This window comes from Lysinibacillus sp. NPDC093197 (assembly GCF_044754025.1).
In the GTDB taxonomy this organism is placed as follows: domain Bacteria; phylum Bacillota; class Bacilli; order Bacillales_A; family Planococcaceae; genus Lysinibacillus.
In genome coordinates this window covers 955,932-968,841 of the sequence record NZ_JBIVOH010000001.1, presented here as the reverse complement: position 1 = coordinate 968,841, position 12,910 = coordinate 955,932, and the positions used below count along the sequence as shown (strand labels likewise).

At 39.5% G+C, this 12,910-nt stretch carries 15 protein-coding genes; all 15 read left to right on the top strand.

Features of this window, described 5'->3' with window-relative positions:
- Positions 1-150: 150 nt before the first annotated feature.
- The 15 genes from dnaJ (at position 151) to ACIP9G_RS04885 (ending at position 12,687) form a co-directional block, all read left to right on the top strand.
- The gene (gene dnaJ, locus ACIP9G_RS04955) at positions 151-1,269 is read left to right on the top strand and encodes a molecular chaperone DnaJ (protein WP_340823607.1); all 1,119 of its coding nucleotides are present in this window, start codon (positions 151-153) and stop codon (positions 1,267-1,269) included.
- A 21-nt stretch (positions 1,270-1,290) separates the two neighbouring features.
- Positions 1,291-2,232, top strand: coding sequence for a 50S ribosomal protein L11 methyltransferase (gene prmA / locus ACIP9G_RS04950; RefSeq protein ID WP_340823608.1), 942 nt, complete (start codon positions 1,291-1,293; stop codon positions 2,230-2,232).
- A 77-nt stretch (positions 2,233-2,309) separates the two neighbouring features.
- Complete coding sequence (locus tag ACIP9G_RS04945) at positions 2,310-3,047, top strand: 16S rRNA (uracil(1498)-N(3))-methyltransferase (protein ID WP_401017832.1); 738 nt, start codon at positions 2,310-2,312, stop codon at positions 3,045-3,047.
- A gap of 15 nt (positions 3,048-3,062) precedes the next feature.
- Positions 3,063-4,397 (top strand): tRNA (N(6)-L-threonylcarbamoyladenosine(37)-C(2))-methylthiotransferase MtaB, encoded by a 1,335-nt coding sequence (mtaB, locus tag ACIP9G_RS04940; protein ID WP_401017830.1) that lies wholly within the window; start codon positions 3,063-3,065, stop codon positions 4,395-4,397.
- Between the two features lie 195 nt (positions 4,398-4,592).
- Entirely contained in the window at positions 4,593-5,264 is a 672-nt protein-coding gene (deoC, locus tag ACIP9G_RS04935; RefSeq protein WP_401017827.1) for a deoxyribose-phosphate aldolase, read from the top strand.
- 208 nt (positions 5,265-5,472) lie between these two features.
- Positions 5,473-5,700, top strand: a complete 228-nt coding sequence (locus tag ACIP9G_RS04930; RefSeq protein ID WP_340823613.1) for a spore coat associated protein CotJA — start codon at positions 5,473-5,475, stop codon at positions 5,698-5,700.
- Entirely contained in the window at positions 5,693-5,956 is a 264-nt protein-coding gene (locus tag ACIP9G_RS04925) for a spore coat protein CotJB (protein ID WP_340823615.1), read from the top strand. Before ACIP9G_RS04930 ends, ACIP9G_RS04925 begins: the two co-directional genes overlap by 8 nt.
- A 27-nt stretch (positions 5,957-5,983) precedes the next feature.
- Positions 5,984-6,553 (top strand): manganese catalase family protein, encoded by a 570-nt coding sequence (locus tag ACIP9G_RS04920; RefSeq protein ID WP_340823617.1) that lies wholly within the window; start codon positions 5,984-5,986, stop codon positions 6,551-6,553.
- 380 nt (positions 6,554-6,933) lie between these two features.
- Positions 6,934-7,107, top strand: a complete 174-nt coding sequence (gene rpsU, locus ACIP9G_RS04915) for a 30S ribosomal protein S21 (RefSeq protein ID WP_004227078.1) — start codon at positions 6,934-6,936, stop codon at positions 7,105-7,107.
- 337 nt (positions 7,108-7,444) lie between these two features.
- Positions 7,445-8,773 (top strand): NfeD family protein, encoded by a 1,329-nt coding sequence (locus ACIP9G_RS04910; protein WP_340823618.1) that lies wholly within the window; start codon positions 7,445-7,447, stop codon positions 8,771-8,773.
- Positions 8,774-8,777: 4 nt separating this feature from the next.
- On the top strand, positions 8,778-9,782 hold the full coding sequence (gene floA, locus ACIP9G_RS04905) for a flotillin-like protein FloA (protein WP_340823620.1): 1,005 nt from the start codon (positions 8,778-8,780) through the stop codon (positions 9,780-9,782).
- 27 nt (positions 9,783-9,809) lie between these two features.
- Positions 9,810-10,310 (top strand): hypothetical protein, encoded by a 501-nt coding sequence (locus tag ACIP9G_RS04900; RefSeq protein ID WP_401017824.1) that lies wholly within the window; start codon positions 9,810-9,812, stop codon positions 10,308-10,310.
- Positions 10,311-10,365: 55 nt separating this feature from the next.
- On the top strand, positions 10,366-10,626 hold the full coding sequence (locus ACIP9G_RS04895) for a hypothetical protein (protein ID WP_401010553.1): 261 nt from the start codon (positions 10,366-10,368) through the stop codon (positions 10,624-10,626).
- On the top strand, positions 10,616-11,728 hold the full coding sequence (locus ACIP9G_RS04890) for a sporulation protein YqfD (RefSeq protein ID WP_340823623.1): 1,113 nt from the start codon (positions 10,616-10,618) through the stop codon (positions 11,726-11,728). The genes ACIP9G_RS04895 and ACIP9G_RS04890 overlap by 11 nt, the downstream gene beginning before the upstream one ends.
- Before the next feature lie 2 nt (positions 11,729-11,730).
- Positions 11,731-12,687 (top strand): PhoH family protein, encoded by a 957-nt coding sequence (locus ACIP9G_RS04885; protein WP_172772085.1) that lies wholly within the window; start codon positions 11,731-11,733, stop codon positions 12,685-12,687.
- Positions 12,688-12,910: the final 223 nt, after the last annotated feature.

Below are 12,910 nucleotides of genomic sequence, written 5' to 3'. Positions count from 1 at the left end.
TAGTTGAACCCGAAAGTGTCATCGACATGTCAATTCGACAATAGGGCATAGATGCATTGATAGAAAAGTGAAAATTATGGCGAAAATAGAGGCAGTTTTTTAGACTGCATGTTACAATAGATTTTATGCAAAAAGAGCGGAGTGTGAATCATGGAGAAACGCGATTATTACGAGGTGCTTGGTTTAACGAAATCGGCTTCTAAAGATGACATTAAAAAGGCATACCGTAAATTATCAAAACAATACCATCCTGATCTAAATAAAGAGCCAGGTGCGGATGAAAAATTCAAAGAAATTGCTGAAGCTTATGAAGTATTAAGTGACGATCAGAAAAAAGCCCGCTACGACCAATTTGGACATGAAGATCCAAATGCAGGCTTTGGTGGTGGCTTTGGAGGCGGTGGCTTTGGCGGCTTCGAGGATATTTTCAGTTCATTCTTTGGCGGTGGTGGACGCCGACAAGACCCAAATGCACCACGTAAAGGTGACGATCTGCAATACCGCATGAATATTAAATTTGAGGAAGCAATTTTCGGGAAAGAAACAGAAATTGAAATTCCTAAAGACGAAACATGTGATACATGCCATGGCTCAGGTGCTAAACCAGGAACATCTCCTGAGACATGTTCGACATGTAAAGGTGCAGGACAAATTAATCAGGCTGTCGATACACCATTTGGCCGCATGATGAATCGTCGTACTTGTACGACATGTCACGGAACAGGTAAAATTATTAAAGAAAAATGTTCAACTTGTCGCGGTGAAGGTAAAGTTCAAAAACGTAAAAAAATTAAAGTATCAATTCCAGCAGGTGTGGATGATGGTCAACAAATTCGTGTAACAGGTCAAGGTGAACCTGGTATTAACGGTGGTCCAGCAGGTGACTTATACATCATGTTCCGCGTTCAAGGGCACAATGAATTCGAGCGCGATGGCGATGATATTTACTACGAATTAAAATTAACATTCCCTCAAGCAGCATTAGGCGATGAAATTGAAGTACCGACTGTACATGGTAAAGTGAAATTACGTATTCCAGCGGGTACACAATCAGGTGCACAATTCCGCTTGAAAGATAAAGGCGTAAAAAATGTGCATGGTTATGGAACAGGTAACCAATATGTAACAGTTAGGGTTATTACGCCTGAAAAGCTAACAGAAAAACAAAAACAATTACTACGTGAATTTGCAGAAATTAGTGGCGATATTCCAGAAGAACAAGGAAGCTCACTATTTGATAAAATCAAGAAAAAATTCCAAGGTGAATAATTAGAGGAGCTGAAGAGCTACGTGAAGTGGTCAGAATTATCCATTCATACAAAAAATGAAGCGGTGGAAGCAATTTCAAATATTTTGCATGAAGCAGGGGCTAGCGGTGTTGTTATTGAGGATTCAGCTGAATTTGCGAAGCCACGTGAAGATCAGTATGGTGAAATTTACGCGCTAAATGAAGAAGATTTCCCAAAAGAGGGTGTTATCGTTAAAGCTTACTTATCAGAGTCTAGCTTTTTAAATGAAACAGTCGAAGAAATCAAGGCGGCGATTACGAATTTAACGAATTTCAACATTGATATCGGAGAAAATGTTGTTTCGATTGTAGAAGTGAACGAGGAAGATTGGGCGACAGCGTGGAAGCAATACTATCACCCTGTTAAAATTTCGGAACGTTTTACAATTGTACCGACATGGGAAGACTATACACCAGTTTCAACGGATGAATTAATCATTGAGTTAGATCCTGGTATGGCATTTGGTACAGGAACACACCCAACTACGGTTATGTGCTTACAAGGTCTCGAGAAAGTCGTGAAAGAAGGCGACACGGTTGTCGACATTGGCACAGGCTCTGGGGTTCTTTCAATTGGTGCAGCAATGCTTGGTGCAAAAAGTGTGCATGCGCTTGATTTGGATGAAGTAGCTGTACGTTCTGCCAAAGAAAATGTTGCGTTAAACAAAGTAAGCGATAAAGTTGAAGTTTTCCATGGTAACTTATTAGATACTGTGAAAGAGCCAGCTGATGTTGTAGTCGCGAACATTTTAGCAGAGATAATTATGTCCTTTACTGACGATGCATTTACAATTGTCAAACCAGGTGGATTATATGTCACTTCAGGCATCATTGGGGCGAAACGAGATGATGTGAAAGCAGCACTTGAAGCTTCAGGTTTTGTTATAGAAGAAGTATTATTAATGGAAGATTGGGTAGCGATTATCGCTCGTCGACCACAATAAATTGACCAAGGAAGCGCCAAATCGTGAGCAGAGTGCTTACGGTTTGGCGTTTTCTTTATAAGAAAGGAGTGTGAGCTATGCAACGTTATTTCATCGACACAACTATTGATTCAGCCCGCATTTCAGGTGAAGATGCGCGCCATATTATGCGTGTTATGCGTATGAAAGAAGGTGCGGAAATCATCGTCGTGGCACAAGATTCTGCTTATATTTGCACAATTGCTGCATTTGAAGATGATGATGTTCTTGTGAAAGCGACTGGACGAACAATTCCCTCTCCAGAGCTCCCTATTCGTGTAACAGTTGCTTGTGGGTTGCCTAAAGGTGATAAACTAGAACTCATTACACAAAAAGCAACAGAGCTTGGCATGTACGCCTTATTACCATTTGAAGCGGAGCGATCCATTGTAAAATGGGATGTTAAAAAAGGTGCGAAAAAGCAGGAGCGCTTGCAAAAAATTGCAAAAGAGGCAGCGGAGCAATCACATCGCACACACATTCCAGAAATATATGAACCAATAAAATTTTCTCAGCTTGTATCGCGTATGGGTGATTTTGACGCTGTATTTATTGCAGATGAAGAGGATGCAAAGGCAGAAAAACGCACAAGGTTTGCGGATAAGCTAAAAAACGTGTATGATAAGGAGTCGAAATCAATCCTTATTATCTTCGGTCCAGAAGGTGGAATTGCGCGTAAAGAAGCAGATACACTGAAGCAAGCTGGCGCGCAAACGATGTCTCTTGGTCCAAGAATTTTACGTGCAGAAACAGCGCCACTTTATGCGCTATCTGCAATATCATATGAATTTGAATGAAAGAGGTGTTTAGCCTTGTCAAAAGTGGCTTTTCACACACTTGGCTGTAAAGTAAATCACTATGAAACAGAGGCTATTTGGCAACTGTTTAAAGAAGACGGGTATGACCGTACGGAATTTGATCATCAAGCGGACGTTTATGTTATTAATACATGTACAGTAACAAATACGGGCGATAAAAAATCGCGACAAGTTATTCGTCGAGCTGTGCGTCAAAATCCAGATGCTGTTATTTGTGTTACAGGCTGTTATGCTCAAACGTCGCCAGCTGAAATTATGGTGATTCCTGGTGTTGATATTGTTGTAGGAACACAGGATCGTACAAAATTACTTGGCTATATCGAGCAATATCGTAACGAGCGTCAACCAATTAATGCTGTACGTAACATTATGAAAAACCGTGTATATGAAGAATTAGATGTGCCGGCATTTACAGACAGAACACGCGCATCATTAAAAATTCAAGAAGGCTGTAATAACTTCTGTACGTTTTGTATTATTCCTTGGGCGCGTGGGTTAATGCGCTCGCGTGATCCACAGGAAGTACTAAACCAAGCGCAACAATTAGTTGATGCTGGTTACCTTGAAATAGTCCTAACGGGTATTCATACAGGTGGCTATGGACAAGACTTAAAAGATTATAACCTTGCCCAGTTGTTACGTGATTTAGAGGCGAATGTAAAAGGTTTAAAACGTTTACGTATTTCTTCTATTGAAGCTAGCCAATTGACAGATGAGGTGATAGATGTTTTACGCGAGTCAAACATTGTTGTTAATCATCTACACATTCCGATTCAATCAGGTTCGGATACCGTATTAAAACGTATGCGCCGTAAATACACGATGGAATTTTTCGGAGAACGCTTAACAAAATTACATGAAGCATTGCCGAACTTAGCTGTTACTTCTGACGTTATCGTTGGTTTCCCAGGTGAGACCGAGGAAGAATTTATGGAAACGTATAACTTTATTCGTGACCATAAATTTTCAGAATTACATGTGTTCCCATTCTCTCCTCGTACAGGTACACCAGCAGCTCGAATGGAAGACCAAATCGATGAGGACATTAAAAATGAGCGCGTTCACCGCCTAATCGCTTTAAATGACCAACTTGCTAAGGAATATGCTTCTCGTTTTGAAAATGAAGTGTTAGAAGTAATTCCAGAAGAATTTGTTCACGATGGTAGTGAGGAAGAAGGCTTATTAACGGGTTATACAGACAACTACTTAAAAGTAGTTTTTGAAGGCCCAGAAAACCTTATTGGCCAACTTGTAAAGGTAAAAATTACACAAGCAGGCTACCCTCATTCTAAAGGACAGTTCGTACGCTTACTTGAAACTGTAAAATAATTGCTAAAGGATTGTCTATCTGTTGTTGATGGACAATCCTTTTTTATTGATAATATTAACCTGAACGGGCATGATAAAAATTATGACAAGTTAAAAACCATTGGGTAATGACTTAAGAAATTAGACGGAAACGTAAAAACATGTTATTATTCCAGAGAGGTACGGACAACTTATGTTAGAAGGAGCGCTTGTTAAATGAAAACAAATTATGCAAGTATGATTGATCACACATTATTAAAGGCTGAGGCTACAAAAGAACAAATTGAAAAGTTATGTGCAGAGGCCAAAGAATTTGGTTTTGCATCTGTTTGCGTAAACCCAACTTGGGTGAAATATTGCAGCGAGCTATTACAAAACTCAGACGTGTTAGTTTGTACGGTTATTGGCTTCCCATTAGGCGCTAATACACCAGCAGTAAAAGCATTTGAGGCAAAAGATGCGATTGCGAATGGTGCACAAGAAGTGGATATGGTCATCAATATTGGCGCTTTAAAAGATCAAAACTTCGAACAAGTACAAGCGGATATTTCAGCAGTAGTAGAAGCGGCAAAAGGTAGTGCAATTGTTAAAGTAATTATTGAAGCTTGCCTACTAACTGAGGAAGAAAAAGTAAAAGCATGTGAACTTTCAGTAGCAGCTGGCGCAGATTACGTGAAAACGTCAACAGGTTTCTCTACTGGTGGAGCTACAGCAGAGGACATCGCTTTAATGCGCAAAACAGTAGGACCAGAGCTAGGTGTAAAAGCTTCTGGTGGTGTTCGTAGCTTGGAAGATATGCAAAAAATGGTTGAAGCAGGTGCCACTCGCATTGGTGCAAGCTCGGGCGTAGCCATTATGAAGGGCTTAATTGCAGACTCTAATTACTAATTCTCACGAATAACTTAATATTGCTCAATAGGAAAAATAGTGTACTGGATAATTTCTAGTATGCTATTTTTTTGTTTACAACTATTAAATCGTGTGTAAAAAACAACTACATAGTAAACGCCGTTATGCTAATTTTTTCATCAGAATAATTATTTTTCCGACCTCATATACTCGAATGATGGAATTGCCTTTAGGAAGGGAGGATTTAATGTTTACGCAATATAAGTATTGGCGACCTTTTATCAGTCCTTTTGATCCTTGTAAACCGATAGAGGTCAAAAGCTTTGCAACACCTCCACAATTGTATATAGGCTTTCAACCACCTGGTCTACCACAATTTCAGACAGCGAGGGAAGCGTTAAAGTTTGGTACACTATGGCCCGATTTTTTTAGTCCCTATCCAAATCCAGAGAGAGGTGGGGTGAAAGGTGAGTAAACAAATGCCACCAGAATTTTATCAGCTTCTCGAGGAAATTCAAGCTATTGATTTTGTTATAGTTGAATTAAATCTTTATTTAGATACTCATCCACATGATTATGCTGCAATTACACAATTTAATGAGAATACCGAAAAAAGTATGCGATTAAAAATAGATTTTGAACAAAAATTTGGCCCGCTTATGAATTTTGGAAGAAGCTATTCAAATTATCCGTTTAATTGGATCGATACGCCATGGCCCTGGCAAGTATAAATACATTTGGAGTAGGGGGAAGGATGTTTGTGGTATTATGAAAAAAAGCTCCAATATCCAGTTAAAGTTAGTACTTGTAACCCAATGCTAGCAAAGTATTTAGTAGAGCAATATGGTGGTGCTGATGGAGAGCTCGCTGCAGCACTTCGCTATATGAACCAACGTTATACAATACCAGATAAAGTAGTTGGCCTGTTAACGGATATAGCAACGGAAGAATTTTCTCATCTCGAAATGATTGCAACAATGATTTATAAGCTAACGAAAGATGCAACCCCTCAGCAAATTAAAGAAGCAGGACTTGCTGATCACTATGTTAACCATGATAAAGCGCTGTTTTATCAAAATGCATCGGGTGTACCATTTACTGCATCCTATATACAGGCAAAAGGGGATCCAATTGCTGATTTATACGAGGATATTGCGGCGGAAGAAAAAGCACGTGCCACATACCAATGGATTATTGACTTATCGGATGACCCAGATTTAAATGATAGTTTGATTTTTTTGAGAGAACGAGAAATTATTCATTCACAACGTTTTAGAGAGGCTGTAGAAATTTTAATAGAGGATGGCAATACAAAGAAGATATTTTAACCAATATACTGCTTATTAATCGTTATCGAAGTTTGACCTTTTTTTGTTCAAACTGTATGAAAGTTTTTGTGATGACGGTGAGATATCGATATGTCCCTCTCTCTAACGAAATTACAAAAAAATTTTAGGTACAAAATCTCCGTTTACGGTAGATTATTCTGCGCCAGCTCTATTCTTCATACACAATAACTATTCTTATTGTTATCTGAAGAACCGATTAAAATACGGTTAAAATGGATTTAAAAAATTCTCTTCGTGATTTCGAATACTTTCTATTGACCGTTTTAAGACAATACGGTATAATTTTTTAGTACACAACAGTTGGTTATTAGCCTAATTGTATTGTGTATTGACGTGTGTTCGGAGGGAGGGAAAGAGAGATGTCAAAAACTGTCGTTCGCAAAAACGAATCGCTTGAAGATGCTCTTCGCCGCTTCAAACGTACTGTATCAAAAAGTGGTACAATTCAAGAAGTTAGAAAGCGCGAGTTCTACGAAAAACCTAGCGTTAAACGTAAAAAGAAATCAGAAGCTGCACGTAAACGTAAGTGGTAATTTAATTTCCCATTAAAAATCCCTACGTTCAAAACACGCAATTGTATGATTCACTGAGCAGACAATGATATACCTGGAATTAGTTGCAATTGCGATTAATTCCAGGTATTTTGCATGATGCTCTTTTTGCGGTACATATTCGAAAAAGCCGAATGAAATCACTACAGATTTCATTCGGCTTTTTTTATTTACAAAGAAAAACAATAACTTTGATAATCGACTGAAGGGAAAAAACAAACATCATACTGTATAATAAAAATAAACTCTATTTTGTGAAACTTTTTACAAGGTCAGTCGTATATAGAGTAGAGAAGCATGTTAGAAGGGAGGGAAAAAGATGCGGAAAAGGAGAATCCTTAGCTATATCATCGTCATTTGGATGACTGTTATGGTAGCGTTTCCATTGACTACAGCATTCGCAAGTAGCAAGGTTTACCACGTACCGATTCACGATGAAGTTGAACGTGGACTACACGCATTTTTAGAACGAGCTTTTAAAGAGGCAGAAGAAAACTATGCAGAAGCGATTGTACTGGATATACATACGCCCGGCGGTTTTGTCAATGCAGCAAGTGATATCGCCATGCTTATGGATGCCACTACGATACGCACTATTGCTTTTATTAACAAAGATGCCCATTCAGCCGGTGCTTTTTTAGCCTTACATGCAGATGAAATTTATATGGTCCCTAATGGAACAATTGGGGCAGCAGCAGTAATCGATTCTGCTGGCAATGCAGCAGATAATAAAGCTCATAGCGCGTGGCTGGCTCAAATGCAGGCTGCTGCCGAAACATCTGATCGTGACCCGAAATATGCATTAGCAATGGCAGATTCGACAATTGATTTGCCAGAATTTCGAGCTGGAGGCAATAATCTATTAACGTTATCTGCTTCAGAGGCTGAAAAGGTAAAATATTCTGAAGGTACGGTTGCTAATTTTCAAGAACTTTTGGAAAAGACAGGTTTAAAGGGCAGTGATATTGTACCAATTGAGCCAACCTTTGCAGAAAAAATTGCTCGTTTTATTACGAATCCACTTATCGTGCCGATTTTATTGTCTGTTGCAAGTTTAGGGCTAGTGTTGGAGTTGTATTCGCCTGGCTTCGGTGTTCCAGGTATAATGGGGTTATCAGCCCTGGGATTATTTTTCTTCGGTCATATGGTGGCAGGCTTTGCAGGCTATGAAACATTGTTAATTTTCATTGCAGGTTTAGCTTTAGTCATTGCAGAATTTTTTGTCCCCGGAGGCATTGTTGGTATTTTAGGTGGCGTGCTTATATTACTTAGCTTGCTGCTGGCAGGTGCAAACATGATGCAAATGGTCATGGCGATTTTTATTGCGCTTGTAGTAGCCATAATAGGAATGGTGATCCTGATGAAATTTTTCGGAAAAAAAATGCATGTTTTAAACAAGTTAGTGCTAATGGATGCTACTACAACGGAAGAGGGCTATGTGTCTAACGTTAATCGCACTGAGTTGTTAGGGAAAGTGGGAATAACGCTAACACCACTTCGCCCAGCTGGCACAATTCGATTTGTGAGTGAACGAATTGACGTTGTGTCAGAAGGTGGCTACGTTGATGTAGGTAAGAATGTAGAAGTAATTAAAGTAGAAGGCTCACGCATTGTCGTGAGACAAACAGAAAAAGAGATGGAGGAATAACAACATGGGATTTGATTTAGCTTTAATTGGTCCAATAGTCGGGCTAGTCCTATTATTTATTGTCGTCGCTGTATTCTTTACTTTTGTACCAGTGGCGTTGTGGATTTCCGCACTTGCTGCAGGTGTCCGCGTTAGTATTTTCACATTAATCGGGATGCGCTTACGTCGTGTAATTCCATCACGTATCGTCAATCCGTTAATCAAAGCACATAAAGCAGGCTTACCAGTGACGATTAACCAATTAGAAAGTCACTATTTAGCAGGTGGTAATGTAGACCGTGTCGTAAATGCGCTGATTGCTGCTCACCGTGCTAATATTGAACTAACGTTTGAACGTTGTGCTGCAATTGACCTTGCAGGGCGTGATGTATTAGAAGCGGTACAAATGTCTGTTAACCCAAAAGTAATTGAAACACCATTTATTGCAGGTGTTGCAATGAACGGGATTGAAGTAAAAGCGAAGGCACGTATAACTGTACGTGCAAACATCGAACGTTTAGTCGGTGGTGCAGGTGAGGAAACAGTTATTGCCCGTGTAGGTGAAGGTATCGTTTCGACAATCGGTAGTGCATCAAGCCATACAACAGTCCTTGAAAATCCAGATATGATTTCTCAAACTGTATTATCTAAAGGCTTAGACTCTGGTACAGCATTCGAAATCTTATCCATTGACATTGCGGATGTGGATATCGGTAAAAATATCGGTGCAGAATTACAAATTGAACAAGCGCAAGCAGATAAAAACATTGCCCAAGCGAAAGCGGAAGAACGTCGTGCAATGGCTGTAGCAAATGAGCAAGAAATGATTGCCCGCGTTCAAGAAATGAAGGCGAAAGTAGTAGAAGCAGAAGCAGAAGTACCACAAGCGATGGCAGAAGCTTTACGTTCTGGTAACCTTGGTATTATGGACTATATGAATTACCGTAATATACAAGCAGATACGGCTATGCGTGACTCCATTTCAAAAGTAAGTACAGATAAATCAGACCCAAATGAACCGAAAGTATAAATAACGGAAAGGAGCGAGTGCTAACAAATGGAACAACTTATTATAATTGCAATTATTGCCATAGTCAGCTCTCTTTTCGGAAAATCTAAAAATAAAAAAGAACAAAAACCAATGCCCCCTTTCAATAAAACTGCTCCATCGCAACCTTCCACTCAAATGGAAGTAGATGAGCCAAAGCATCGTCGTCCAACTGCTAAAAAGCAAAGCTTTGAAGACTTTGCCCGTGGTTTTATAGGGGAACTAAAAGCGGAATTTACGACAGAAGACGACACAGTAAAACGTCTGGAACCAGTGCGAGAAAAAGTGAAGGAACATATGCCTAGCTATGTTGCCCCACCGCTTATTCCAACTGAGCAATCGAGTCGTAAAACCGATCGTCCTAGTCTTGGGCGTATGGCTGCTGGGAAAAAAGACATCTCAGTTGCAACCACAAATAATGGATTTCAGCTACCGAATTCTCAAAAAGCATTGGTGCAAGCAGTGGTGATGGCCGAAATTTTAGGCCCACCAAAAGCAAAACGAAAATAACTAGCATGTCCTCCTTTTTTGGCGCATATATTGCCGAAGAAGGAGGCATTTTTTTATGAAAAAATTATTTCAATTAACGCCACTACTTGAATTAACACAGTATGAAACATTAAAAATTATAGGCCCTTATCGCTTTTTACATGCTGACGCTACATCGTGCTCGTTTATTTATGCTGATTATCATATTATCGTGCGTGGAAAATCGGTTGCAATAAATGCAATAAAGGAAGAAATGCTCCATCTTTCAGTAGAGGATTTACAAGAATTACATGTAAAAATGACTAAAGATATGGGTGTGAGCAAGAATGTGGAATAATCGACCAATTATAATACGTATAAAGCGCCATGAAAATGTTCATCCTTTTATTCAAGCATTACATGCGCAACAAGTACCTTTAAAGCGTGTTGTCTTTCGAGATCAAGAAGTTACATTTGAAACGAATATGGGTTATTTGCCAAAAATTCGCCGTATACGTAGTCGGTATCGGCTAAAAATGACTGTTCATTATGCAGATGAGCTTCAAGTTTTTCGGGCACAACTTTGGACACTACTCGGACTGTTTGTCATGGTTTTAATACCATTGCTTTGTGCGCAAGTAATTTGGCGCGTTGATATTGAAGCGGCTACACCAGAGTTACAGCAACAAATCGAGAAAACGTTTCAAGAAACTTTTCAGCTAGAAACACCGATGACTAAAAAAGTATTACCTTCTGATGCTGTAATTCGGCAGAGTCTGTTAGAAAAACATCGCGATCTAGCGTGGGTGCATATCGAAAAACACGGTGGTCGTATTACGCTAAGACCACAGGAATCTCCAAAAACTAAAGAATTGACAACCGAAAAACTTGCAACACATTTAATTGCTACTAAAAGCGGTGTCATCACAAACTTTAACATTCAACATGGTGAACGGAAAATTTCTGTCAATGATACAGCTTATGAAGGTGACGTCCTCGTAAGTGGTGTAATTGACAGTGGTGACGATCATGTCTTTGTTGGGGCAAAAGGAGAGGTTTTTGCGGACTACTGGCTTGAATGCACATTTAAAATTCCAACAAAGCTAACAATTGAATCTATGCAACAAAAGCAGTGGCGAGTAGTAGTAAAGGGTATTCATAAAGAAGCGGTTGATTATGTACAAAAGAAAGACTTACCAAATTGGCTAGATCCTTATGTTTCGATAGTGGAAGAACAGCAAACAAAAACGGTGGAAATTAAATTAGACGAATCAAAAATAGATACTTTGTTAATGCCACTACTACATGAAAAAATGCTTCAATCACTCCCTGCAAAAACAGTTATTAAAAAAGAAAACCTTTTACAGGCGAAGTGGGGGAATGGTACAGTTGAAGGGAAAGTTCTATTTTTAGTCAACGAAAACATTGCAAGTCCAATACAAGGGCCACAAGGAGAATGATTATGTCAGAACATTTAACTGTATTACAAGTGGATAATCCAAATGAAGCGGTGATGCTGCTAGGTATTTCCGATGCTAATATGAAATTAATTGAAGAGGCTCTTCATGTCCATATCATTACACGCGGTGAGCAAATCCAGCTTACAGGTGAAGAAGAGGCAAAAGAACAGGCAACATATCTTCTACACGCATTATTAAAAGTTATTCGCAAAGGAATTAATATTGATCAGCGTGATGTAGCAACGGCAATTGAAATGACACAAAAAGGAACAATTGAATATTTTGCAGAACTTTATGATGAAGAAATTGCACGCACGACAAAAGGGAAACCGATACGTGCAAAAACAATAGGTCAACGAGAATACATACAAGCGATTCGTCACAAAGACGTTGTTTTTGGTATTGGTCCAGCCGGTACCGGAAAAACGTATTTAGCGGTAGTAATGGCTACGCAAGCACTTAAAAATGGGCATGTAAAGCGTATTATTTTAACACGTCCTGCAGTGGAGGCAGGAGAGTCTCTAGGCTTCCTTCCAGGTGATTTAAAGGAAAAGGTTGATCCATATTTACGACCGCTCTACGATGCGTTAAACGATATTTATGGCACGGAACAAACGCAACGTCTAATTGAGCGAGGAACGATTGAAATCGCGCCTTTAGCCTATATGCGTGGACGTACATTAGATGATGCCTTTGTCATTTTAGATGAGGCACAAAATACAACACATATGCAAATGAAAATGTTTTTAACACGTCTAGGCTTTGGTTCAAAAATGGTTATTACGGGAGATAAAACGCAAATTGACCTTCCGAAAAATACAGAATCTGGATTAATAGTTGCTGAACGCACATTAAAATATGTCAATTCAATACATTTCCAAATTCTAGAACAAGGCGATGTAGTCCGCCATCCAGTCGTAGCAAAAATCATTAAAGCTTATGAGGATCAACAGCTTTAAAATAACCGCCTAAGGCGGTTATTTTAAAGTCTGTACCGAAAGCGAAGCGACAGCTACAACGGAAGTTGATTGCAGCGGAGGATGGGCGACTCCTGCGGGAACAGCACAAAATGTAAGCCGCAACAGGCGGCGCGACAGCGACGGTTGTGGCTTACGATGTGCCCGCGGAAAGCGCCCACCCGCAGTGGAAATCAACTGCCATAGTCATCTTTATATATAGGGT